General features: G+C 70.2%; 24 protein-coding genes. 17 read left to right on the forward strand and 7 right to left on the reverse strand.

The annotated features are described in order from the left end of the window. Positions 1-24 precede the first annotated feature (24 nt). Positions 25-468 carry a hypothetical protein gene (locus ACFYNU_RS18200; RefSeq protein ID WP_388766663.1) on the forward strand — a complete coding sequence of 148 codons (444 nt, stop codon included), beginning with the start codon at positions 25-27 and terminating at the stop codon, positions 466-468. A 288-nt stretch (positions 469-756) separates the two neighbouring features. Here the strand turns inward: ACFYNU_RS18200 and ACFYNU_RS18205 are convergent, their stop codons facing one another. Beyond that, positions 757-921 (reverse strand): hypothetical protein, encoded by a 165-nt coding sequence (locus tag ACFYNU_RS18205; protein ID WP_356586808.1) that lies wholly within the window; start codon positions 919-921, stop codon positions 757-759. A gap of 51 nt (positions 922-972) precedes the next feature. Further along, on the reverse strand, positions 973-2,919 hold the full coding sequence (locus ACFYNU_RS18210) for a hypothetical protein (protein WP_356586810.1): 1,947 nt from the start codon (positions 2,917-2,919) through the stop codon (positions 973-975). Between the two features lie 206 nt (positions 2,920-3,125). On the opposite strand from ACFYNU_RS18210, the gene glmS reads away from it, so the two are divergent. The 3 genes from glmS to ACFYNU_RS18225 all read left to right on the forward strand — a co-directional run bounded on the left by glmS (position 3,126) and on the right by ACFYNU_RS18225 (position 6,996). Beyond that, a complete protein-coding gene (gene glmS / locus ACFYNU_RS18215; protein WP_356586812.1) occupies positions 3,126-4,979 on the forward strand; it encodes a glutamine--fructose-6-phosphate transaminase (isomerizing) in 1,854 nt (617 codons plus the stop codon). Between the two features lie 92 nt (positions 4,980-5,071). After that, positions 5,072-5,440, forward strand: coding sequence for a holo-ACP synthase (locus tag ACFYNU_RS18220; protein ID WP_356586814.1), 369 nt, complete (start codon positions 5,072-5,074; stop codon positions 5,438-5,440). A 107-nt stretch (positions 5,441-5,547) separates the two neighbouring features. Continuing rightward, positions 5,548-6,996: an NAD(P)H-hydrate dehydratase gene (locus ACFYNU_RS18225; RefSeq protein WP_356586816.1), complete on the forward strand. Its 1,449-nt coding sequence runs from the start codon at positions 5,548-5,550 to the stop codon at positions 6,994-6,996. Between the two features lie 19 nt (positions 6,997-7,015). Here the strand turns inward: ACFYNU_RS18225 and ACFYNU_RS18230 are convergent, their stop codons facing one another. After that, positions 7,016-8,371, reverse strand: a complete 1,356-nt coding sequence (locus tag ACFYNU_RS18230) for an erythromycin esterase family protein (RefSeq protein WP_356586818.1) — start codon at positions 8,369-8,371, stop codon at positions 7,016-7,018. Positions 8,372-8,490: 119 nt separating this feature from the next. Between ACFYNU_RS18230 and ACFYNU_RS18235 the strand changes: the two genes are divergently transcribed. After that, positions 8,491-9,081 carry a TetR/AcrR family transcriptional regulator gene (locus ACFYNU_RS18235; RefSeq protein ID WP_356586820.1) on the forward strand — a complete coding sequence of 197 codons (591 nt, stop codon included), beginning with the start codon at positions 8,491-8,493 and terminating at the stop codon, positions 9,079-9,081. Then, positions 9,078-9,467, forward strand: coding sequence for a VOC family protein (locus ACFYNU_RS18240; protein ID WP_356586822.1), 390 nt, complete (start codon positions 9,078-9,080; stop codon positions 9,465-9,467). The genes ACFYNU_RS18235 and ACFYNU_RS18240 overlap by 4 nt, the downstream gene beginning before the upstream one ends. A gap of 27 nt (positions 9,468-9,494) precedes the next feature. Here the strand turns inward: ACFYNU_RS18240 and ACFYNU_RS18245 are convergent, their stop codons facing one another. After that, positions 9,495-10,826 (reverse strand): XRE family transcriptional regulator, encoded by a 1,332-nt coding sequence (locus tag ACFYNU_RS18245; RefSeq protein ID WP_356586824.1) that lies wholly within the window; start codon positions 10,824-10,826, stop codon positions 9,495-9,497. Between the two features lie 222 nt (positions 10,827-11,048). On the opposite strand from ACFYNU_RS18245, the gene ACFYNU_RS18250 reads away from it, so the two are divergent. The 9 genes from ACFYNU_RS18250 to ACFYNU_RS18290 all read left to right on the forward strand — a co-directional run bounded on the left by ACFYNU_RS18250 (position 11,049) and on the right by ACFYNU_RS18290 (position 19,256). Further along, complete coding sequence (locus tag ACFYNU_RS18250; RefSeq protein ID WP_388766710.1) at positions 11,049-11,282, forward strand: putative ATP-grasp-modified RiPP; 234 nt, start codon at positions 11,049-11,051, stop codon at positions 11,280-11,282. A 3-nt stretch (positions 11,283-11,285) separates the two neighbouring features. Continuing rightward, positions 11,286-12,296 (forward strand): ATP-grasp ribosomal peptide maturase, encoded by a 1,011-nt coding sequence (gene tgmB, locus ACFYNU_RS18255; RefSeq protein WP_356586828.1) that lies wholly within the window; start codon positions 11,286-11,288, stop codon positions 12,294-12,296. After that, positions 12,293-13,549 (forward strand): ATP-grasp peptide maturase system methyltransferase, encoded by a 1,257-nt coding sequence (gene tgmC, locus ACFYNU_RS18260; RefSeq protein WP_356586830.1) that lies wholly within the window; start codon positions 12,293-12,295, stop codon positions 13,547-13,549. The genes tgmB and tgmC overlap by 4 nt, the downstream gene beginning before the upstream one ends. A gap of 41 nt (positions 13,550-13,590) precedes the next feature. Continuing rightward, positions 13,591-14,469 carry an SUKH-4 family immunity protein gene (locus ACFYNU_RS18265; protein WP_356586832.1) on the forward strand — a complete coding sequence of 293 codons (879 nt, stop codon included), beginning with the start codon at positions 13,591-13,593 and terminating at the stop codon, positions 14,467-14,469. Beyond that, positions 14,466-16,130, forward strand: coding sequence for a hypothetical protein (locus ACFYNU_RS18270; RefSeq protein ID WP_356586834.1), 1,665 nt, complete (start codon positions 14,466-14,468; stop codon positions 16,128-16,130). The genes ACFYNU_RS18265 and ACFYNU_RS18270 overlap by 4 nt, the downstream gene beginning before the upstream one ends. Positions 16,131-16,241: 111 nt before the next feature. Then, positions 16,242-17,771, forward strand: a complete 1,530-nt coding sequence (locus ACFYNU_RS18275) for a nucleic acid/nucleotide deaminase domain-containing protein (RefSeq protein ID WP_356586836.1) — start codon at positions 16,242-16,244, stop codon at positions 17,769-17,771. Positions 17,772-17,785: 14 nt separating this feature from the next. Further along, positions 17,786-18,334, forward strand: coding sequence for an SUKH-4 family immunity protein (locus tag ACFYNU_RS18280; protein ID WP_356586838.1), 549 nt, complete (start codon positions 17,786-17,788; stop codon positions 18,332-18,334). Between the two features lie 17 nt (positions 18,335-18,351). Further along, positions 18,352-18,687, forward strand: a complete 336-nt coding sequence (locus tag ACFYNU_RS18285) for an SUKH-4 family immunity protein (RefSeq protein ID WP_356586840.1) — start codon at positions 18,352-18,354, stop codon at positions 18,685-18,687. Further along, on the forward strand, positions 18,681-19,256 hold the full coding sequence (locus ACFYNU_RS18290) for an SUKH-4 family immunity protein (protein WP_356586842.1): 576 nt from the start codon (positions 18,681-18,683) through the stop codon (positions 19,254-19,256). Before ACFYNU_RS18285 ends, ACFYNU_RS18290 begins: the two co-directional genes overlap by 7 nt. 94 nt (positions 19,257-19,350) lie before the next feature. Here the strand turns inward: ACFYNU_RS18290 and ACFYNU_RS18295 are convergent, their stop codons facing one another. Both ACFYNU_RS18295 and ACFYNU_RS18300 read right to left on the reverse strand, forming a co-directional pair. Then, complete coding sequence (locus ACFYNU_RS18295; RefSeq protein WP_356586844.1) at positions 19,351-19,950, reverse strand: hypothetical protein; 600 nt, start codon at positions 19,948-19,950, stop codon at positions 19,351-19,353. A 3-nt stretch (positions 19,951-19,953) separates the two neighbouring features. After that, entirely contained in the window at positions 19,954-20,145 is a 192-nt protein-coding gene (locus tag ACFYNU_RS18300; protein ID WP_356586846.1) for a hypothetical protein, read from the reverse strand. A gap of 105 nt (positions 20,146-20,250) precedes the next feature. Here ACFYNU_RS18300 and ACFYNU_RS18305 point away from each other — a divergent pair, with 105 nt between their 5' ends. Both ACFYNU_RS18305 and ACFYNU_RS18310 read left to right on the forward strand, forming a co-directional pair. Then, positions 20,251-21,090 carry a helix-turn-helix transcriptional regulator gene (locus ACFYNU_RS18305; RefSeq protein WP_356586848.1) on the forward strand — a complete coding sequence of 280 codons (840 nt, stop codon included), beginning with the start codon at positions 20,251-20,253 and terminating at the stop codon, positions 21,088-21,090. After that, complete coding sequence (locus ACFYNU_RS18310) at positions 21,087-21,302, forward strand: DUF397 domain-containing protein (protein ID WP_356586850.1); 216 nt, start codon at positions 21,087-21,089, stop codon at positions 21,300-21,302. Before ACFYNU_RS18305 ends, ACFYNU_RS18310 begins: the two co-directional genes overlap by 4 nt. A gap of 81 nt (positions 21,303-21,383) precedes the next feature. Here the strand turns inward: ACFYNU_RS18310 and ACFYNU_RS18315 are convergent, their stop codons facing one another. Continuing rightward, positions 21,384-22,010 carry a hypothetical protein gene (locus ACFYNU_RS18315; protein ID WP_356586852.1) on the reverse strand — a complete coding sequence of 209 codons (627 nt, stop codon included), beginning with the start codon at positions 22,008-22,010 and terminating at the stop codon, positions 21,384-21,386. Between the last annotated feature and the right edge of the window lie 139 nt (positions 22,011-22,149).

The raw sequence follows: 22,149 nt of genomic DNA on the forward strand, positions 1-22,149 counted from the left end.
GTTGTGGGGGGTGGGGTCGGTCACGTGGTGTCGCGGGGGCGGAGTACGACGGCGTCGGTCGGAGCGCTGGCCGCCGCGCTGGTGGCGGGCTGGGGCGTGCTGCCCGGCGGACAGGGCGAGGCGGTCGCCGCCGTCGCCGCGGTGCGCGACTCCCCGCCGGAGCGGATCGGCCACGAGTTGATGTCGACCGTTCCGGGCGGGCCGTGCGGCTGGGGCGAGGCGCGTACGTACGCCGCTCAACTGCCCCAACTCCGCGTCGAGGCGCGCGATCCCGACAATGTCCCGCAGGTCGCCGACAAGGTGATGGTGCAGCTCCGGGTGGCCTGGCAGGACGGCGCCGGCGCGGAACGCTCGTACACCTGGCCCACGGCCGGTTCGGCCGAGGTCACCCCGCAGACCGGCAAGGCCCGGCGGGCGGGAAAGCTACCCGTGTCGGTCGTCGGTCCGTCGGACGGCCAGGACCGGTGACGAGAAGTGCACCACCAGCACGTACGCCCGTAACACCGGGACATGGCTGCTGAATCTCGTCTCCCGGACGGAAACGGTCGCGGGGGAGTGCGGGGCCGCCGTCACCCGGCCCGACGACGTCATCGACGACGTCCGCCTCTCCTACGACAACGGCGCGCACGGCGCGACACCTACCAAGGGCCTGGTCACCAGGACCGAGCGGATCAACTGCACGGGCAGTGGCTACGACATCACCGCCTCGGTCCCCAGCACCTGCGGCACGGCCAAGACCGACCTCTGCTACGGCCGTTACGGCCGCGCACTCGCCGCCACCGACGCGTACGGCAAGACGACGACCACCGCGTACACCCCCGCCACCGGCGAGGTGGCGACCGGGACGCTGGTGACCAACCCGCTCGGACACACCACCACCACGGTGCTGGAGCCCCGGCGCGGCCGGCCCACCCAGGTCACGGACGCGAACACCCCCGTCCCCGAGGTACAGCCCGCACCACCAACAGGCCTCTACCGGCTGCTCTGTCGTCGACCCTGCCGTCGCCCACGTCGCCACGCCGCCGTCAGCTGGCCCGTGATGTAGCAGGTCGCGACCGTCGACAGGGACGCGCGGAACCAGCCGATGTCCGGTGACCACCAGGCGTACGCCGTGACCAGCACGAACAGCGGCAGCGCGGCGACGCGCAGCACCCACCAGCGTGGTCGGCGCACCGGCGCCGGGCGGCCGGGCCGGTCGCCCGACAGGGTGTCCACGATGCCCGCGAAGAAGCCTCGGCGGGCCAGTACCTGGGCGCCGGTGAGGGAGGCGAGGACTTCGTCGCGGGTGCCGAAGCCGGCCGGGACCGGTGGCAGCCCGAGCGCGTCGACCAGGGCGGACTGGCGGCGGGCCGGGTCGTCCGCGCCACGCAGGAGGTTGGTGATCGGGCGGGTGTCGGCGACGCCGTACACCGCCGCGAGCGTCCCGGCGGTGGCCGAGACGGTGGCGTGGTCGGGGACCGGCGCCGCCGGGTCCCAGTCGTGGTCGGCGACCTTCCTGCCCTGCTGGAGAAGCGTGAAGCCGTAGCGGTCGCCGGTCCGCCGCAGGACCAGCACGGGCCACGGTTCGCCGGTGGTGATGTTGTCGGCGGCGGCCGTGAGCCGGTCCTCGCCGAGGAGCGTGGCGCGGATGCCGGGCTCGGGGTCGGCGGCGAGTTCGACGTACGAGGACCGCCCCGGCGCCGGGGCTATGCGCAGCGGGACGCCGCACATCAGCGCGGCGTCGGCGACGGTGTGCGGCGGGGCGGCGACGAGTGCGAGGAAGTGCGGACCGGAGGAGGGGGCGGAGGAAGGGGCGGAGGAGGGGCGGGCGCCGGCGGTCACGGGGGCGGCTCCGTACGCGTCCGATGACCCATTCACCGGCCCGTACGACATCGGCGGCTTCGGGCGCGAGAAGAACGGCACCCGCGCCGCCACATGCATCCGTACGCCCGCCCGGAAGTCCAGGAACTCGCCCCGCGCGTCCCCGAGATACGCCCACGGAAACTCCGTGGCGTGCGCCCCCACCGCCCGGAACTGCTCCAGCGCCTCCTCGTGCCGGTCCGCCAGCACCAGCATCAGCGCCAGATGGTTCCGGACCCCGGCCACCTCCGGATCGCCCTGTGGGTACGCCTCCGACAGCTCCTGCGCCCGCTTCAGCGCCGCGCGGATCCGGGACCGGTCGATCCCCGATCCACCGTTCCCGCCGCCGGTCACCACGTCGTACTCGACGGCCGCCAGCAGCGGCAGCGCGTTCAGCATCGAGCCGGGCAGCGCCTCCTCGGCCGCGCGCTCCGCGAAGTCGAACATCTCGTCGTGCGAGCCGTACCACTTGTCGCACAGGTACTGCATCGCCGAGACATGGCAGCCGTAGTGGTGCGGCGCGCGGGCGGTCGCCTCCGCCCAGTACGCGTCGAACACCTCGCGCGGCGCCTGGCTCCCGCGCGCGTGCGTGAGCGCGACCTGCCACGGCACCGGGTCGGTGGGATTCAGCTCGGCCGCCGCGCCGATCACCGGGACCGCGTCGTCGAGCAGCGCGAAGAACGCCTGGAACTGGTCGCGCGCCACACTGCTCGCACGGGCGCCCGTCCGTATCTCCCACGCCTGTTGGACGCAGTGCTCGGCCTTGACCAGCACGGCGTCCGGATCCTGCGGGGACTCGGCGAGCCACGCGTCCAGCCAACCCGGGCTGTGCAGCGCGCTCTCCGCGAGCCGTGGCACATACCCGCCGCGCCGCTCCCACTCGGCGCCGACGCGCGTCGCCGCGAGCAGGTCCCTGGCGGGCGCGTGGTCACCGGCGTACGCGGCGGTGAGCGCGGCGCGCAGCTCGGGCGGGGGCGGATCGAGCACGACGGACGCGTCGGGAGGCAGATGCGCGCCGACGGCCGCCCCGTGGCGGAGCATCCGCGGCAGAGTGATCAAGGTGCGTAGCGTCGCGCTCATCGTCACGGTCATCCATTGAAGGCGGTCGAAGGTGGCGGCCACCAGAGGCTTTTGGTGACAAAGCCATATCGCGTGACGTATCGCACGGGCCACCGCGCGACGTGGCCCGTGAGGTACGGAGTGACGTACCGCGCGACGCATCGCATGGAGTAGCGGTCCGCGAGCGCTCCCGGGACCTCGGTACCGGTCGCCGTAGGCTGCCGCCCATGTGCGGAATCGTGGGATATGTCGGTGGACAGCCGGCGCTCGACGTGGTCATCGCCGGTCTCAAGCGCCTCGAATACCGGGGCTACGACTCGGCCGGTGTCGCCGTCCTCGCCGACGGCGGACTGGCCTCGGCCAAGAAGGCGGGCAAGCTCGTCAATCTGGAGAAGGTGCTGGTGGAGAGGCCGTTGCCGGGCGGTACCACCGGCATCGGGCACACCAGATGGGCCACGCACGGCGGCCCCACCGACGCCAACGCCCATCCGCACGCCGACAACGCGGGCCGCGTCGCCGTCGTGCACAACGGGATCATCGAGAACTTCGCCGCCCTGCGTACCGAGCTGACCGACCGCGGTCACGACCTGGCCTCCGAGACCGACACCGAGGTCGTGGCGCATCTGCTCGCCGAGGCGTTCTCCTCCTGCGGCGAGCTGGCCGAGTCGATGCGGCAGGTGTGCGGGCGGCTGGAGGGCGCGTTCACGCTCGTCGCCGTACACGCGGACGAGCCGGACGTCGTCGTCGGCGCGCGTCGCAACTCGCCGCTCGTGGTGGGCGTCGGCGACGGCGAGGCGTTCCTCGCCTCCGACGTCGCCGCCTTCATCGCCCATACGCGCTCCGCGATCGAGCTGGGCCAGGACCAGGTGGTGGAGCTGCGCCGGGACGGCGTGCGGGTGACCGACTTCGACGGCGCGGACGCGCACGACAACGTACGCGAGTACCACATCGACTGGGACGCGTCGGCCGCCGAGAAGGGCGGCTACGACTACTTCATGCTCAAGGAGATCGCCGAGCAGCCGAAGGCCGTCGCCGACACCCTCCTCGGGCGTATCAACGCCGAGGGTTCGCTGACGCTGGACGACCTGCGCATCCCCTCGCGGGTGCTGCGCGCGGCCGACAAGGTCGTCATCGTGGCGTGCGGGACGGCCTTCCACGCCGGGCTGATCGCGAAGTACGCCATCGAGCACTGGACGCGTATCCCGTGCGAGGTGGAGCTGGCGAGCGAGTTCCGCTACCGGGACCCGATCCTCAACACCCGTACCCTCGTCGTCGCGATCTCCCAGTCCGGCGAGACGATGGACACGCTGATGGCGCTGCGGCACGCGCGCGACCAGGGCGCCACGGTCCTCGCCATCTGCAACACCAACGGCTCGACGATCCCGAGGGAGTCGGACGCCGTCCTCTACACCCACGCGGGGCCCGAGGTCGCCGTCGCGTCGACCAAGGCGTTCCTGACGCAGCTCGTCGCCTGCTATCTGGTCGCGCTGTATCTGGGGCAGCTGCGCGGCACGAAGTACGGCGACGAGATCCGCGCCGTCATCCGCGAACTGTCGCGCGTCTCGCACGAGGTCGAGCGCGTGCTGGAGACGATGGAGCCGGTACGGGAGCTGGCGCGCTCGCTCGCCGACAAGCGGACGGTGCTGTTCCTGGGGCGGCACGTCGGCTATCCGGTGGCACTGGAGGGCGCGCTGAAGCTGAAGGAACTGGCGTACATGCACGCCGAGGGCTTCGCGGCCGGGGAACTCAAGCACGGGCCGATCGCGCTGATCGAGGAGGATGTGCCGGTGGTCGTCGTCGTACCGTCGCCGCGTGGGCGTTCGGTGCTGCACGACAAGATCGTGTCGAACATCCAGGAGATCCGGGCGCGGGGAGCACGGACGATCGTGATCGCGGAGGAGGGGGACGAGGCGGTGGTGCCGTACGCGGACCATCTCATCCGTATCCCGGTGACGCCGACGCTCCTTCAGCCGCTGGTCTCGACGGTGCCGTTGCAGGTCTTCGCGTGCGAGCTGGCGACGGCGCGCGGCAATGAGGTGGACCAGCCGCGGAACCTGGCGAAGTCCGTGACGGTGGAGTGAGCGGTGAAGTGAGTGAACGGTGGGGTGAGCCGTGAAGTGAACGGTGGGGTGAGCGGTGAAGTGAAGGGTGACGTGAGAGGCAGGACTGCACAGTGATCATCGGGGTGGGGATCGACGTGGCGGAGATCGAACGCTTCGCGGCGTCGCTGGAGCGCACACCGGCCCTGGCCGAACGGCTCTTCTCCGAGCGGGAGTTGCTGCTGCCCAGCGGGGAACGTCGCGGGGTCGCGTCGCTGGCCGCGCGCTTCGCGGCCAAGGAGGCGCTGGCGAAGGCGCTGGGCGCGCCGGCCGGGCTGCACTGGACGGACGCCGAGGTGTACGTGGAGGAGAGCGGGCGGCCGAGGCTGCGGGTACGGGGGACGGTGGCGGCACGCGCGGCGGAACTGGGCGTACGGAGCTGGCATGTGTCGCTCAGCCATGACGCGGGGATCGCGTCGGCGGTCGTGATCGCGGAGGGGTGACGCCGGGCGGTGCACGCCGCCGGTCCGTAACCCGTGGCGCCCGTGGCCCGTGGTGATCGTGCGCGGTGGAGGGGTGATCCCGTGGCACGTGCGGCAGACTCGGAGGCATGCGTACCGCCTACAGCGTCGAGACCGTACGGACCGCCGAACGGGAGCTGATGGACCAGCTCCCCGACGGCGTACTCATGCAGCGCGCGGCGGCCGGACTCGCCGCCGCCTGCGCGGATCTGCTGCGGCGGGCCCTCGGGCGGGTGTACGGGGCGCGGGTCGTCCTGCTCGTCGGCAGCGGCGACAACGGCGGCGACGCGCTGTACGCGGGGGCCCGCCTCGCGCGCCGCGGGGCCGGGGTCTCGGCGGTGCTCCTCAGCCCCGGACGGGCGCACGCCCCCGGTCTTACGGCGCTGCTCGGCGCGGGCGGGCGGGTCGCGGACGACCCGTTCGCCGTACTGGCCACCGCCGATCTCGTACTCGACGGCATCACCGGCATCGGCGGGCGCGGCGGGCTGCGGCCCGACGCGGTCCCGGTCGCGCGCGCCGCGCACGGCTCCGGCGCCGTGATCGTGGCCGTCGACCTGCCGAGCGGTGTCGAGGCGGGCAGCGGCGAGGTGGTGGGGGAGGCGCTGCGGGCGGACGCGACGGTCACCTTCGGCACGTACAAGCCGGCCCATCTGATCGACCCGGCGCGGGAGTACGCGGGCGCGGTGCGGCTCGTCGACATCGGGCTGGGCGCGGTGCTGCCGTCCCTGCCGGAGCTGGAAGCGCTCCAACACGCGGACGTGGCACGGCTGTTGCCGGTGCCGACTGGCGAGAGCGACAAGTACCGGCGGGGTGTCGTGGGCGTCGTCGCCGGTTCGGCGCGCTACCCGGGGGCGGCGGTCCTCGCGGTGGCGGGCGCGCTGCACGGCGGCGCGGGGGCGGTGCGGTACGTGGGCCCCGCCGGGGACGCGGTGCTCGCCCGCTTCCCCGAGACCCTGGTCCACGCCGGCCCACCGGCGAAGGCGGGCCGCGTCCAGGCATGGGTGGTCGGCCCCGGCCTCGGCGACGAGCCGGGCGTCGCGGACGCGCTGGCCTCCGACGTACCGGTCCTGATCGACGCGGACGGCCTGCGCGGGCTGGACGCCGGGGCCGTACGGTCGCGTACGGCCCCGACGCTGCTCACCCCGCATGCGGGCGAGGCGGCGGCGCTGCTCGGCGTCCCCCGCGAGGAGGTCGAGGCGGCCCGGCTGTCGTCGGTCCGCGAACTCGCCTCCCGCTACGGCGCGACGGTCCTCCTGAAGGGTTCCACCACGCTGGTGGCCTCCCCGGACACCTCGCTCCCCGTCCGTGCGAATCCCACGGGCACGCCCTGGCTGGCGACGGCGGGCAGCGGCGACGTGCTCTCGGGTCTGACGGGCTCGCTGCTGGCGGCCGGCCTGGCGGCGCGGGACGCGGCATCGGTGGGCGCGTATCTGCACGGCCTGGCGGCGCGGTCGGCCGCGCGGGGGGCGCCGGTGAGCGCGGAGGACGTGGCGGCGTCGTTGCGCCCGGCGTGGCGGGATGTGTCGGCGGAGGGGTGAGCGGGCCGGGACCCGGTCGTCAGATACGGAGGTCCTTGGTGACGGTGGAGGCGGGGGTGACCAGGACCGCGTCGAAGGCGTCGAGCACCGGGGTGTGCACGTAGGTGCCCTGTAGCCGGATGCGGTCGGGGTGGTCGGGGTGGTCGCCGGGGTGGGTGGCTACCTCTGTACGTGCTCTGCGGAGATCGGCGAGACCGGGACCGGGACCGAGTCCGGAGCGGCCGGAGCCGGAGCCGGGGCCGGCGTCGAGTCCGGAGCCGAGGCCGGCGTCGGCGAAGGCGGCCTCGATGCTTCCCGGTTCGGGCGCGTCCAGCGTCGTATCGGCGAGGGTGAAGCCGAACGGCGCCTTCTCGTCGCGGACCATGTCCGCCGTGTGGCCGGTGACGCTGGTCAGACCGAGCGCGAAGTAGCTGTCGCCCAGTGCGCGCCGCAGTTGCTGTCCCATCGGGAGCCCCGTGAGGTGCCCGTCGAAGGAGATCGGCGACGTCTGGATGTGCGCGTTGTGGGCGACCAGGACGACACGGCTGCCGGGTTCGAGGTGGGCCAGGTGCCAGGGGACCGATCGGGCCATGTAGGCGTCCCGGGCCGAGGTGTCGGCGGTGAGGCCGTCGCCCGCGAACAGGCCGGCCATGGCGCGGAAGGTGTGGTCGCCGTGGCAGGCGCCTTCGAGGCGGTGCAGGGCGACGTCGTACTCGTACTGGTCGCCTCGCGTCACGTACAGCGGTTCGAGAGCGCGGAACCGGACGAGCAGGCGCGCGAGGATCGCGGTGAGGTCGTTCTGTTCGGTGACGGGCAGCCGCGCCCAGGCGGGTGCGGCCACGGCCGCGGAGCCACCCGCGAACGACGCGGCGATCCGCACGGCCGTCTCGACCGCCGGTACGGTCTCGGGGTCGACGCGGCGCAGATAGTCGGCGACCGGGGCCAGCGCGGGCAGCAGGGAACCGCCCGCCGCCGGGATGTCGACCCCGGCGAAGCGCACCGGTGACGTGGCGGTGCGGTTGTGCCGGCGGACCCATCGCAGGGGTTCGGTGATCCCCACGGGAATCGCCTGGGCGAGATGGCCCGCCAGATCCTCGTCCGTACCCTCTCCCCGGGCCCAGGCGTCCAGGGGGAAGCCCTCGCTGAAGCCGTACTCGAAGGCCAGGGCGGTGAAGCCGCAGCGTTCGACGAGGAAGCGCAGGATACGGCGGCGCAGCAGGGCGAACTCCTCGATGAAGTGGGAGTGTTCGCCGATCGCGACGACGCGCGCGTCGCCGATGACGCCCCGCAGCGGTTCCAGGTCGTCGAGCGGCGCCTCGGGGTCCAGATGGTCGAGCGGCACGGCGTTGGCGCGCAGCCAGTCGGTGAACGGGGTGCCGGGGGATGAACTGGGCATGCTGATGGCTCGATTCTCGGAGGGGCGCGAACGGCACGCGCCGTGCCGGAAAGGAAAGTTCACAGACCGGAGCCTCGTCAAGTACGGCACGTGCCGTGCCGTTCCGCTAGGCTGAGCGCATGAGCACTGCCAGCCGAGGCGCCGACCGGACCGAGGCCATCATGCGGACCACGCTCGAACTGGGCCAGGAGATCGGCTACGCCAAGCTCAGCATCGAGGCGATCGCCGCCCGGGCCGGCGCGGGGAAGCACACCATCTACCGCAGATGGCCGTCCAAGGGCGCCCTGTTCCTGGACTCGCTGCTCTCACTGCACGAGTCCGGCCTGGACTACCCGGACACGGGTGACGTCGTCGCCGACCTGCGTACGCAGATCCACGCGGCCGTCGACCTGCTGGCCGATCCGCCCATGGGCCCGCTGTTCCGGGCCCTGGTCGGCGAGGCCCAGTACGACCCCCAGGTCGCCGCCGCGCTCAACGCGCGCTTCATCACCCCGCAGACCGCCATGACCGTCGCCCGACTGCGAACGGCCCGCGACCGAGGCCAGTTGTCGCCAGACTTCGACCTCAGCCTCGCCATGGCTGTCCTCTCCGGGCCGCTCTACTTCCAGTTCCTGATCACCCAGGAACCTCTGACCCACGAGTACGTCGACCGTGTCCTCGACGCGCTCTTCACCGGCTTGGGAAAGCCCTCAGTATCAGGAGAGTCATGACAAGTAGGTTCACCGAGCTGGTCGTTGACTGCCACGACCCGGAAAGGCTCGCCGCCTTCTGGTGCGCGGTCCTGGACTTCAAGGTGATCGACCGGGCCGAGGGCCGGGTCGAGATCGGTTCCTGGGAGCCGACGGCCGAGGAGATACGGGCCCGCCAGATGCCGCCCACCGTGCAGTTCATCCAGGTGCCCGAGGGAAAGACCGTCAAGAACAGGCTTCACCTCGACGTCAGCCCGATCGATCGCAGCACCGCGGACGAGGTGACCAGACTCCTCGCCCTCGGCGCCACCACGACGGACGTGGGCCAGGGCTCGGGGCGGAGCTGGGTGGTCATGGCCGACCCGGAGGGCAACGAGTTCGACGTCGTACGCACGCTGGCGCCGTAGCGGAACCAGGCCCTGTCCGCCGGCCGGTCACGTAGCCCTGCCGCGCGGGGCGTCGGCCATGGCGACGTCGTGTCGAAGGAGTTCGACTCCGTGTTCGGAGCCGTACGCCGAGAACTTGCCGGACATCTCGCGGATCTGCTGGACGCAGCGCGACGCGCCGATCTGTGTGGCGAGGGCGAGGGATTGGCGAGCCAGCTCCGCGGCCTGCTGGACCTCGCCCCCGGCCAGCAGGCTTTCCGCCTCGTAGGCGAGGAAGACCGCTTTCGTCTTGTCCCGGGACCTGGGCAGCAGACTGACGCCCTGGGTGATCTGATCATGCGCGCGGCGCGGTCGGCCAAGGTCGATCAGGCATCTGCCGGTGTCCACCGCCAGGTCGGCGGGGCTCATCCAGGCGCACCACCTGGGGGCCTCCTCGGTGGTCGAGTCGAGGAGTCTCTCGGCTCGCGCGAGTTCGCGGTAGCAGTCCCGGGCTTCGCCGAGCATCGCGTGCGCTCGCGCTTTCCGCAGCGACAGCAGTGTGCGGGCCGTGGGGTTCGAGGTGCGCGAGAGCGCGTGGCCGAGGCAGTCGACGGCGGCACGGGGCCGGCCGAGCCAGATGCTCTGGTAGGCGATGTCGGAGAGGGCCCCGGCGCCCATGTCGGTGTTTCCGGCCTCATGGGCGGAGTGCACGGCCGCATGCCAGTAGCGGTTGGCCGCCGCGTGGTGCTCGTGGTCGAACCGGTGCCACGCGACGGTCTGGGCGAGGGTCGAGGCCAAGGTGTGCAGGCGTTTGCCCAGGGCGCGGTTGTAGCTGCTGTGTTCCAGCAGGTTGACGACGGTTTCGAGGTACCCGTCCAGAAGGGGACTCGTGTGCTGACGATGTTCCGTGGACATGCTGGTGAGGCCCTGGGCCGATTCCTCCAGCCGGCCGACGAACGCGGGATCCACCGGGCGCCCACCGGTGACGCGGTCGGCCGGTGCCGGTTCGATCGTGGCCCACTGGAGGGCGAGGGAGCCGAGGGCGGCCGGGGTGACGGCCAGGAAGGTGCGGCGGTCGACGGCCATCAGTACGGCCTTTCTGAGAACGGCGACGGTCAGCCCGGCCCCGAGGGCGGCAGGCGTCTCATGGCCGGGCAGCCAGTGAGGCCAGCCCAGAGCCGTTGCCTGTTCGTGGGGGATGTCGAAGACATCGGACAGAAGCATCTGGGAGAACTCGTCCGGGACCACGCGCTTCTCCCACAGGGACACGCGCTGACGTGACGTCCCGGCGCGCAGACCGCGGCGCCGGGCGGCGACTCTCATCTGCTGGGCGAGGCCGGACTGGGACCAGCCGCGCAGCCCCCGCGCGTACGCCAGCGGATGCCGGATGAGTTCGTCCACATCGCTTATGAAAGCAGTTGGGTGCCCGCCCCGCCGGGCGATCGGGGGGAGGGGAGCGACAGGGGGATGACACCCGGACGGTGTTGCGAACAGGGTCAGTTGCTCTGTAATCGGGTGCGGACAACCAACTTCGCGCAGGTGGCAGCCGCCCGGCTGACCGCCACTGGCACAGAGGAGGAGGGGCGACGCATGGCGACGCGTTCATTCCAGGCCCCGTGGGCGATGCGACTGGTCACCGACCGGCTTCCGGTCGGCCCGCCGTCGTACGCGACGGTGACACTCGACCCGGTCACGCAGACCGCCCGCTACACCGACACCGCCGGCCGGGCCGTCGAGATGGGCAGGCACGGCACCTCGAAGACGAAGGGCACCGCGTCGACGTCCGGGGGCGGTGACGGGCAGAGCCCGCCGGAGCAGTCGCAGGACGACAACACCACCGACTACGAGTCGGACTGACCGATGGCCGCCACCGTCCTGGTCCTCACCGCGCTGGAAGACGTCACCGCGGACTGGGTCATCGCCGCGCTGAACGAGCGTGAGGTGCCCGTCGCTCGTGTCGATCCTGCCGACATCGGACCCGGCCTGACCTTCGGGTTCCGCATCGGTGCGGACAGCCCGGCGTGGGGCGGCCGACTGCGTACGGCGAGCCGGGAGGTGGAGCTGGAGGAGGTGGCGGCGGTGTACTACCGTCGCCCCACCTCGTACGCCGCCCGGTTCGGGCATCTGCCGCAGCAACAGCGCGAGTTCGCCGCGGCCGAGGCGAGGCACGGGCTCGGCGGCGTCCTGAACCACCTGCGCCGTGCGACGTACGTCAACCACCCCTCGGCGGTGGCGCGCGCCGACTTCAAGCCCCTGCAGCTCCAGCGGTTCGTTGAGCTGGGCCTGGCGATCCCGCCGACCCTCATTACCAACGATGTCGATGCGGCACGCGAGTTCGCCGCCGACCACGAGCGCGTCATCTGCAAGACGTTCCGCGGCCTGCCTCCCGGCAGGGATGGGAACACCGGGGCGATCTGGACCCAGCGCGTCGATCCGGAGAGCTTCGACGCCGCACTCGCGGTGACCGCGCATCTCTTCCAGGCGGAAGTTCCCAAGACGGCCGATGTGCGGGTGACGGTGGTCGGACGCCGGGTGTTCGCCCAGCGACTCGTCGCCCCGGACGGTGCGCTGGACTGGCGCCGGGGCGACTGGGACGAGCTGGTCCACACTCCGATCACCGTCCCGTCCCCGATCGAGGCCGCCCTGCACAGCTATCTGGCGTCGTTCCGTCTGCTCTTCGGCTGCTTCGACTTCGCACTGACCGGGGACGGGAATGGGACTGGAGACGGGAACGGGGACGGGGAAGACCCGGCACACTGGACCGTGATCGAGTGCAATCCGAACGGCCAGTGGGGCTGGCTTCCGGACGCGCCGGCCATCACGACCGCGTTCGCCGACATCCTGAGTACGGAAGGAGGCGGTACGGCATGACGATGCCCGCCGATCTGGAGAAGGACGCCGCCCGGCTGCGGGAGGCGATGGCGAAGTCCCTTGCCCAGGACCGGGTCCTTGCTGATCAGGCCTGGCGGCGGGCCGTGGAGACAGTGCCCCGGCATCGGTTCGTGCCGGGCTTCTATCTGCCCGTCGGCGAACGGGACGGGCAGGGGCTGACGGTGTGGGAGCCGGTCACCGCCGCACTCGGCCAGGGCCGGTGGCTGGCCGCCGCGTACTCCGACACCACGCTCATCACGCAGTTCGACGGCGACGAACCCGACTGGACGCACCCCGCCGTGCGCCACGGCGGAGCACCCACCTCCTCCTCGACGCTGCCGTCCCTGGTCGTACGCATGTGGGCGGACGCGGAAATCGCCGAAGGACAGACGGTGTTGGAGATCGGCACCGGGACCGGCTACTCGACCGCGCTCGCCTGCGAACGGCTCGGCTCCGCCGACGTCACGAGCATCGAGGTGGACCCGCACCGGCTGGAGTCGGCCGCGAACGCCCTGCACGGGTGTGGCTACACCCCAACCCTCGCCGTGGCCGACGGACTGTACGGGTACTGGCCCGAGGCGCGGTTCGACCGGATCGTCGCCGCCTGCTCCTTCCGCACCGTACCCCCGGCCCTGCTCGCGCAGGCCCGGCCGGGCGGGAAGATCCTGCTCACCCTGTCGGGCTGGCTGTACGGGTACGCCCGAGTCCTGCTCACCGTCGCCGAGGACGGCACCGCCGAGGGCCAACTGCTGGGCGGCACCGTGTCGTTCATGCCCGCCCGGACCCACGCGGCACCGGCCTTCGGCAACCCCGCCCACTGGGCCGCGGGACTGCCCGAGGAGTCCCGCACCGCGCGGCACGGCCCCGAACGGGTCAGTGCCGCGACCGAGGAGGCGTTCCATCCGCGGTTCCTCGCCCAATGCGCCGTGCCCGACGCCCAGATGACCACCGTCGGTGAGGTCGTGCACATCGTCGATGTCGCCACCGGCTCCGCCGCCACCCTCACCCCGGACGGCGACGGCGCGTGGCGGGTGCGCGAGGGCGGTCCCGTGAGGCTGTGGGAGTGCGTCGAGCGTGTCCTGGACGCGTACGACGCGGCCGACCGGCCGGGGGCGGAGACGTTCACGCTCCACGTGCACGACGGGCACAGCACCCTGCGGCACCCGCGGATGCCCGTTCTGTCGCTGCCCCGGCCGCATCCGGCCGGCGTGCTTCGGACGAACGGCACCGCGTCGCGGAATCAGCTTCAGTAGGGTCGTGGAACACCTGTCTGTCCGCTGTGTGAGGTAGCTCGATGTCCACATCGCCCCATGATCCCGTCAGCGCGCAGTTCGGTGCGGAGGGGCTGCGTCGCTTCCGTCCCGGTGCCGCCTTCGGTGTACGACTTCCCGAGGCGGCGCGCGCGGGACTTGAGGAGACGGGCGTACCGGTGCTGGTAGCCCCGTACTTCACGGCCGCCGGTGAGAGTGACGCGCTTGCGCTGGGTGTCTTCGCGGCCCAGAGCGGCCTTCCCCGCCCCGCGCCGGAGGTGGAGGGGTGGCTGCGGATCGGTGCTGACGGGCTGGCCCAGCTGTGCGTACGGCCTGACGGCGCCGTTCAGGCGGTCATGCTGGAGGGCGGCGAGGACGACCTGTACGTCAGCTCGGATCCCCAGGCGTTCAGCGCGTCGTTGGCGGTGCTGGACCGGGTGCTGCCGGTGATCGCGACCTCGTCCGGTCTGACGGAGGCGGCGGCTGCCTTCCGGGAGTTGAACGAGACTCTGCGCGCGATCGACCCGGACGCGTTCGGGGAGCGGGAGGCGTGGTGGCCTCGGGTGCTGGACGATGTGCGGCACACGCTGAACTTCCCTTTCTCCGCCGCGTTCGAGTATGTCGACGCCGGCGGGGAGAAGCGGATCGTCACCGGGGCGACGGGGCCCGGGCGTGCGCATCCCGAGGAGTTGGTCTGGCGGGAGCTGTCCGGGCAGGGGGTGGCGCCGGAGCAGGTACGGCGGGTGTTCTGCGAGTTGCAGGCGTGCATGATGCCCGGTCACTACTGCGCGGTGTGGATGCAGAAGCTGTTCCCGCAGGCGGAGTTCACCCATGCCTTCGACTACGGCAGTGACGCCGAGTCCCGCGAGGCGGGGCTCAAGCAACTGATCACGTATACGGCCGAGCAGGCGGGCCGAGGGTGAGTACGGCGGCGTGGGGCCGGCCCGCGGCGGGGCGTGAACCGGCCGGGGCCGCGCTGTTGGCGTGGCTGGCCGATGCCTCCGCGCCGGGTCTGTGTGTGATCGCGGGTGGTGCGGGGTGCGGAAAGTCCGAACTGCTGGCCTGGCTGATACGGCACGGCACCCGGGCGGGTACGGGACGGGACCGGGCGGTGCACGGTTTCGTGCCGCTCGCCGGGCAGGGTGTGCGCGGTGCGGTCTGGATGCTGGCCGACCAACTGGGGCTGGTCGTAAGGGGACCCGGGGAGTTCGTGGCGCGGCTGACCGCCGACCGGCGCCCGGTCACCGTCGTCCTGCCGGACCTGCACGCGGCTGCCGACCCGGACGGACTGGCGGAGCTGGTACGCGCGCTGGACGCCCTGGACCACGTACGGCTGGTGGTCGAGGCCCGCACCGGCACCCCCGTCCACCGCCAACTGGCCGACGGCGGTGCGGCGGTGATGGACCTGGACGAACCGCAGTGGACGGACGAGACCCGCCGTACGGCCTGGCGCGCCGAACACGCCGGGGCCACCGTCCCTCCGCAGGCCGCGCCCGTACCGGAGTTGGACGACCCGGCGGCGCTGTGCGCGGCTGATCCGTGGCTGGTCACCGCCGCATTCGACGTGGACGAGGCGGAGCACGGGGGACTGCGTACCGCCTGGCTGCGCGCCGGGCAGTCCCTGTGCCGGGACCAGGACAGCGCGGAGCGCGCGCTGGTGCTGCTGACGGCCCTGGGCGACGGTGCGGATCCACGGCTGGCACCGGAGCTGGCCCGGCTCGCGGCCACCGCCGACTGGCAGTTGGAGTGGTCGCGCGTACGGGGGGACGTGACCCCGCCCTGGCCCGGACCGGTCTTCGCGATGACCACCACCGGGCTGCCGGCGGGCCAGGTCCTTCTCGCCGACCACCAGGGCGCGCTGCGGACCGTGGCCTCGGCCGACGGCGCACCCCTGGGGCGGATGCCCCAACTGCCCTCCCCACCTGTCGCGTTCGGCGCTCTCGCGGACGGCACGCTGCTGGCGCTCGACGACCAGGGCCACGTGAGCGCGGAGACGCTGCCCGGTGCGGTACGGCCCACAGGCATCGCGGCCCTGCTCGATGACGGCCCGACTCCGGGCCGGCGGCTCACCGAAACGCTCACGGCCCACCTCGCCCACTCCCCGGGCACCGCGCTCTGCGCCACGCCCGGTGCGGTGGCTGTCGGCGGACCCGACGGCACCGTGCACGCCTTCACCCCCGCCGACACGGCTCAGCCACCGCGCACCGCCGCCCTGCACACCGGCCCCGTCACCGCCCTGGCGGCGCTCGCCCTCCCGGTCGGCGACGGCGCGGAAACGGTGCCGCTGCTCTACAGCGGGGGAGCCGACGGCCGGGTCCGCGCCTGGTCTCCCGCCGCCGACCCGCAGCCCACTCCGGTGGCCGAACGCCCCCGCCCCGTCACGGCGTTGAGCGCGGCGCACACCCCGTACGGCTCGACCCTGGCCGTCGCCTGGGAAGACGGACTGGTCGAACTGCGCCACCTGGAGCAGGGCACGAAATCACAGTTCCACCCCGGCACGCCGGTGAACGCGCTGGCCCTGACACCCGCCGGGGGCCTGCTGATCGGCACGGACGACCGCGTCATGTGCCTGCACCCACGATGACGTGCCGGATCGCACACGGTTCTCACCCACCCTCCCCTCGCGCCCAGTTGACGCTCCCTCACGCTCCGTTGGAAAGTGTGATGAGCTGACTGGCGAGGGGGCGTGTGACGCGTGGGGAAGAAGCTGCCCGATGAACTTGTCGAGGTTCTCGACCTCGTGGGTGTCCAATGGCCCAACATCGACGAGGACGAGGTCCGCGACAGCGCCAAGGACTACCGGCAACTCGCTGAAGGCCTGCGGGACGTCATCAAGGAAGGCAACACCGCCTGCTCCCACATAGTCGGTGGCCGCAGCAAGGGCGCGACCGTCACCGCGATCGACCGCCGCTGGGGCAAACTCACCACCAAGGACCTCACCACCTTCGCCAAGGCGCTCGACGACCTGGCAGGTGCCCTTGATGATTGCGCGGGCCTGATCGAGGGCTGCAAGGCGGCCTGCATCGTCGAACTCGGCGCCACCGCGACGGCCGCGACCGTGGGCGTCGTCGGCATGTTCTTCACCGCCGGCATCAGTGGCCTGCTCAGCGCCGGCGCCATCGCCGCCTGCCGGTTCGCCCTGCACGAGATCATCGACTACGCGATCGGTGAGATCACCGCCATCGTCACCGACAAGATCGAGGCGAAGATCCTCGGCAAGATCGAGGACGTCTTCACGGACCACCTCGACGCGGGCGACGAAGACCTCTCGGGCTACACGACCGGCAGCGCGGACATGGCCCAGGACCTCGCGATCGAGTTCGACGACTTCGACCGGGCCACGGGCGGCTACCAGGAAACCGGCAAGAACTTCGACAAGAAGAAGGGCACCCACAAGGCCGGGGGCGCCAAGCGCCGCAGCTCGGTGAAGAAGGACAGCCGCTTCCACAAACTCGCCACGGTCATGGACAAGGCCGAGGACGCCGTCGACAAGAAGGCCGACGAGACCGTCGACGTCCTTGAAAAGCACGGCGGGAAGATAGACAAGAGCAAACGGGACCAGAAGGAACGCGACGAGAAAACCAAACGCGACATCGACGACTGCAAAGTAGTCAATACCTACATCCTCAACACGGACGGGTCGGTGGACAAAGTGCTTCCCAACGGCACCATCGATCCCAAAGGGCTGACCGCAGCCGACAAAATGAACCTCACTAGCATCATTGAGCCCGATGGAAAAGTCTGGCGCCCCGAAACGGAGAAAGATCAGAGGCAGTGGCGAACCGGGCGCGGCCACACCGGCACCGTCAGCTCACGCAAGATCGACCCCTCCAAGGACGAACTCGCGATAGCGACCCAGCGGGCACGCCAAGCGCGCGATGACTACGGCGGCGGAAACTATGCCGCAGGTCGGTACATTGACCCCAAAAGCGGACAGGAGTCAATACTCGTCGGATACAGTGACAGTAAATATCATTCCGAACGGAACATCGGACATCCGCTGCTCCAAAACGGAGCGCAAGCTGGCTTGAAGGAAATGTTCACCGAACGCGAACCGTGCCAGAAGAATCCACGGTGCAATACATGGCTCGACTACTATTTCAAATCAGCTAACCCCGACCTCACTGTGACTCACGCCGCAGATTACGATCAAAGCGACAAGAAGACACAGAATAAAGAGCACGAGCAATACATGAAGGACCTCAAAAAGGCCCACGGCAAGTAGTATAGGATCCTTTGGTGACCAGCGCGCTGACGTCCAGGAATCTGATTCGCCTCTTCGGCCTCGACGGAATCATCTACTTCCCGGACTATCCTGACAATCCCCTGAACGCTTCGACCGCTTCATTCCTCAGTTCAACAGGCCTTCCGCACGACGACATCTTCACCTCCACCCACCTGGACCTGGATCTCGGCGAAAGTAATCCGGTCACGCTGGGACTCCTCATGGACATGGAAGGCGGTGAAGTTCCACAGACGCGCCGCTCCTGGCCGGTCCTCGGTTCCTTGAGAACAGCGGTCATCACTATCGACACGCAGTCCGGGGTGGTCCACTCCTACCCCGAGGGCGAGAACACGAGTCAGGTACTGCATCGCGACATCGAGTCCTTCGTCTTCTGTCTCGCCGAGTTCCGAAAGCTCCGTGACGCCACGACAGAAGACTCGGACAACGAAACCCTGATCCAGAGCTTCCGAACAGCCGTCAGCGCCTTTGACCCCACGCCCCTGGCCGACGAGGACTCGGACTGGAACCTCATGCTCGACGAGGTACTTGAAGGAATGTGGTAAGGCCTGCGCTGAAGGGCATGAGACGGGTTCGCTTCGCCGGGTCGACGACCGAACAGCTCTTCCTGAGCACTGTCGGGCTCCCGGACACCGAATGGTTCATGTCCAAGGCCGGCCTCGGAGCGGCCGACTTCATCGGTCTCAACGAGTGGTACGGCAACAGGGGAGGCGTCCCCGACGAGTGCCGCGACTGGCTCGTGCTCGGACTCTTCGCCGAAACCACGCTCGCACTCGGGCCGGACAGCGGGACCGTCTACTCGCTCGGCGACGGCGAGACACGTCTCAAATCTCGCGCGTGCGTCGGACGAACGGCCGCGAGCCCACGGGCACCTGTGAGAAAGGTTGAGCTGTGCTGATCGGTATTGAGGCTGAGGAGGTGCGGCGGGCGGGCGGGCTGACGGGCGTTACCTACTTCCCTCTGGCGGCCGGCGGGCACCTGCACCGGCCGACGGCCGGCTTCCTGGCATCTGTCGGACTTCCGCAGGGCAAGTTCTTCAGTCCACGTACGGATCTGGAGGACGGCAGCGCGCAGCGACTTCGTTCCGGTTCGAGCCTGAAGGCGTCCTTCGAACGAGTCGGATCCGAACTGCCGCCGGAAGCGGAAACATGGGAGGAGCTCGGCAACTTCGTGTACGCCACAGTCGCGCTCGATCCCCGGAACGGCCGGATCTACGCTTTTCCCGAGGGAGAGATCGACTATCAGCCGATGCACGCGGACGTTTCGAGTCTCGTACACGCCCTCATGGTCCTGAGCAGAGGGCGAGCGGACCTCCTGAAACTGGGACGGGACGACGATGAGCGGCGTGCACAGATCGTGGACCGCATGATCCAGGAGATCACCGCCGTGGACCCCACACCCTTCGCGGACGAAGAAGGCGAGTGGGAAACGCTTTTCGACCAGATCAGGCTCAACATGTGGCGATGAAACGGCCGTAGCGACCGTGCGGAGCGGTACGACACCCCCTTCGGTTGCCGACCTGTTCAAGAGATCTCGCCGACTACTGCTCCCTGTGGTGCTACTACGGCGTGACGACGGTGACGTGTCGCAGTTCGCGGTGGAGGCGGGAGGCGAGGAGGGCGGGGTGGCGGGGTTTGGTGTACGAGCAGAGGGTGTCGGAGGCGAGCCAGCCTTGGTCCGTGAGGCGGTAGAGGGTGCCGGACGGTCCGTACAGGTGGGGTTTGCGGACGCGGAGCAACGCGTGTTCGGTGTGGCGCAGGAACGGGCACTGGCGCAGGGAGAGTTGGACGTGGGCGGTGCACAGGGGTGGCATGGAGGTGATGGATCTCTCCGGCCAGGTGTGGGGTGAGTCCTCGCGTCGCCAGTCGATGAAGAGCCAGCCCCGTTTGTCGCGGTCGGCCGGCCGCGCGCAGATCTGGCACAACAGCCGTTCCATGCAGACGCGTTGGCGGGCCGGATGCATGGAGTCGTAGAGGACGCGGCCCGGTTCGGTGGTCTCCTCCATGCGGATCCACAGGTTGCCGTGACTGTCCCGGTCGCCGGGGCGGGGGTGTTTGTACGCGAGCCGGGGGCCCTTCGCGGTGAACTCGACGGCCAACTCCCCCTTGCGCGGGCCCTTGTCGGTGCTGCGCGCGGCTACGTAGGGGATGACGGGGGGCATCGGTTACCCCTCCTCGGGAGTGGCGAGGCAGGCGGGGCAGTTCACCGCGCGCAGCCACACGTCCGTCACCCCGTCGGGATCGCCCGCCCCGCACACCGCTCGGCGGCTGTGCTGCTCAAGTACCCGCAGTTTGTGCACTGTTCGTACGTCGTCCCCCACCGTGCCGGCGACGATCTCGTGCGTGCTGTTGGGCATACCGCTCGCACCTCTCTGTAGTCATTCCACTACCAAGAGGCTCAGGGTGACGTAGAGTTGGCACTCCTTCAACTAACCGTGACTGAAGGGAGAGAGGGGTGAGGCATGGTCAATCGCAAGGAGTTAAACCCGGACAAGTCGCCAAGGGCGGCCTTCGGTGCCCGAATTCGGCGGTTCCGGGAGGATCGCGGGTGGAGCCAGGAAGGCCTCGCCGGGCACTTGTCATATTCCAGCCAGCATATTTCCGCGGTCGAAACTGATCGCAAACCGCCGACCCTTCCCTTTGCCCGTGAACTCGACCGCGCCTTCGGCACGGCCGATTCCACGGACGCGTTCGAGCGCGAATGGCGCGACATCAGGCACGGTTCGCTGCTGGAGGGCTTTCCGGAGTACGTGGGCTATGAGGCCCGTGCGGTCGAAATCCGTTTGTACGAGATCGGGATCGTGCCCGGTCTGTTGCAGACCACCGAGTACGCGCGGGTGTTGGCGGACAGCGCCGTCAAGCGGGGAGCGATCACGCCTGGTCAAGCGGATGAGCGAGTCGCGTTCCTCATGGAACGGCAGGCGGCGTTGGAGCGGAACCGACCGCCCATGGTGTTCGTGACGATGGACGAGAGCTGTATCCGTCGGCCTGTTGGCGGGCCTTCCGTCATGGCGGCCCAGTTGGCTCGTCTGGTTGAGTTCGCCGCCCTGCCGAACACCCTGCTCCAGGTGGCGCCCTTCGGAATAGGCGAGCGGCGCACATTCGACCTGCCTGTCTACCTTTTGACGCTGCTGGATCGGACCGTGATCTGTTATGCGGAGTCCCAGGCCCAAGGACATCTGGACCGCGAAAGTGTGTCGGTGATGCCCATGCTGACGGCCTACCATCAACTACAGGGCGAAGCGCTGTCGCAAGCGTCGTCCGTAGACATGATCAACCAGTTGCGAAAGGGCATTCCGTGACGACCACGATCGAGTCCCCCCGTTGGTTCACGTCCTCGTACAGCAACAACGGCGGCGCGTGCGTCGAGGTCGCCGTCAACCTCGTCACCACGCGCGGCATCGTGCCCGTCCGTGACTCCAAGAACCTGGCCGGCCCGGTGCTGGACTTCGCCCCCGGCGCGTTCGCCTCCTTCGTGGCGGGCGTCAGGGCAGGGCAGTTCGGCTCCGTCTGAGCGGACCGGCCCCATCATGTCCCGCATGATGGGGCCCACCAGGACCTCGCGGACGCGTGGCGCCCCCGCTCCGTTGCGGACTCAGCCTCCCTGGCCGCCGCCTTGGCTCCTGCGGCTGCCCTGCCGCTGTGTCTGGTTTGCAGAGTGACCGGAGTAAGGCTGGGTGCTGCTACTGGGGTATTGGGCGGCCCCGGAGGTTCCTCGGGCGGCCGACGGCCGCATCTGGGCGTAAGCGGCCATCGAGTTCGAGCTTGAGTTCGAGTCCTGGTTCGGGACGTAGGTATCCACCGGGTGGACGGCGTTGAGCGCGAAACTGACGGCATCGCTCCTCTCCGTCTCCCACGGCATCGGAGCCGTCCGCGCCGTGGGCGTCGGCGGATACTGCGCGTACGACGGAGCCGGGGAGCCCTGGGCCGCCGTCGCGGAGGACGGGGCGCCCCCGAAGCTGTAGCTCGGGGCGGGGCGGGAGGGTATGGAACTGGGGGCGGGCTGATAGGACGGCTGGCTGTCGGCCTGGATGGCGGCGTAGTAGTCGTCGGCGCCGGTCCGGCCACCGCCGTACCTCGGGGCAGGGGCGTCGGTCCCGTTGGAGCCGACGCTTCCGGTGCGCATCACGTTGGCCTGCTGGTCGTGGGCGTCGTAGTTATGACTCGGTTCGGTACGGGACTGCATCCGCCAGTCGTTGGGATTGGTGGGTTGCTGGGGCATCTCCGTCGTTCCTCTCGTCTGCTCGCGCTTCAGGGGCTCGAAAGCCGCTTGGCAGAACTACGCACGACGGCGCCAAGTGGTTCATAGGCCGTATCGCCTCCACCGAACGGATCGAACGGATCGAACCGACCGAACGGAC

Source organism: Streptomyces sp. NPDC006643, assembly GCF_042870175.1.
Lineage (GTDB): Bacteria > Actinomycetota > Actinomycetes > Streptomycetales > Streptomycetaceae > Streptomyces.

What these genes read in the sequence shown, in the direction of transcription:
- ACFYNU_RS18210 (WP_356586810.1), bottom strand. Translation starts at nt 2,919, where the DNA reads ATGAGCGCGACGCTACGCACCTTGATCACTCTGCCGCGGATGCTCCGC.
- glmS (WP_356586812.1), top strand. Translation starts at nt 3,126, where the DNA reads ATGTGCGGAATCGTGGGATATGTCGGTGGACAGCCGGCGCTCGACGTG.
- ACFYNU_RS18225 (WP_356586816.1), top strand. Translation starts at nt 5,548, where the DNA reads ATGCGTACCGCCTACAGCGTCGAGACCGTACGGACCGCCGAACGGGAG.
- ACFYNU_RS18230 (WP_356586818.1), bottom strand. Translation starts at nt 8,371, where the DNA reads ATGCCCAGTTCATCCCCCGGCACCCCGTTCACCGACTGGCTGCGCGCC.
- ACFYNU_RS18235 (WP_356586820.1), top strand. Translation starts at nt 8,491, where the DNA reads ATGAGCACTGCCAGCCGAGGCGCCGACCGGACCGAGGCCATCATGCGG.
- ACFYNU_RS18240 (WP_356586822.1), top strand. Translation starts at nt 9,078, where the DNA reads ATGACAAGTAGGTTCACCGAGCTGGTCGTTGACTGCCACGACCCGGAA.
- ACFYNU_RS18250 (WP_388766710.1), top strand. Translation starts at nt 11,049, where the DNA reads ATGCGACTGGTCACCGACCGGCTTCCGGTCGGCCCGCCGTCGTACGCG.
- tgmB (WP_356586828.1), top strand. Translation starts at nt 11,286, where the DNA reads ATGGCCGCCACCGTCCTGGTCCTCACCGCGCTGGAAGACGTCACCGCG.
- tgmC (WP_356586830.1), top strand. Translation starts at nt 12,293, where the DNA reads ATGACGATGCCCGCCGATCTGGAGAAGGACGCCGCCCGGCTGCGGGAG.
- ACFYNU_RS18265 (WP_356586832.1), top strand. Translation starts at nt 13,591, where the DNA reads ATGTCCACATCGCCCCATGATCCCGTCAGCGCGCAGTTCGGTGCGGAG.
- ACFYNU_RS18285 (WP_356586840.1), top strand. Translation starts at nt 18,352, where the DNA reads ATGAGACGGGTTCGCTTCGCCGGGTCGACGACCGAACAGCTCTTCCTG.
- ACFYNU_RS18295 (WP_356586844.1), bottom strand. Translation starts at nt 19,950, where the DNA reads ATGCCCCCCGTCATCCCCTACGTAGCCGCGCGCAGCACCGACAAGGGC.
- ACFYNU_RS18300 (WP_356586846.1), bottom strand. Translation starts at nt 20,145, where the DNA reads ATGCCCAACAGCACGCACGAGATCGTCGCCGGCACGGTGGGGGACGAC.
- ACFYNU_RS18305 (WP_356586848.1), top strand. Translation starts at nt 20,251, where the DNA reads ATGGTCAATCGCAAGGAGTTAAACCCGGACAAGTCGCCAAGGGCGGCC.
- ACFYNU_RS18315 (WP_356586852.1), bottom strand. Translation starts at nt 22,010, where the DNA reads ATGCCCCAGCAACCCACCAATCCCAACGACTGGCGGATGCAGTCCCGT.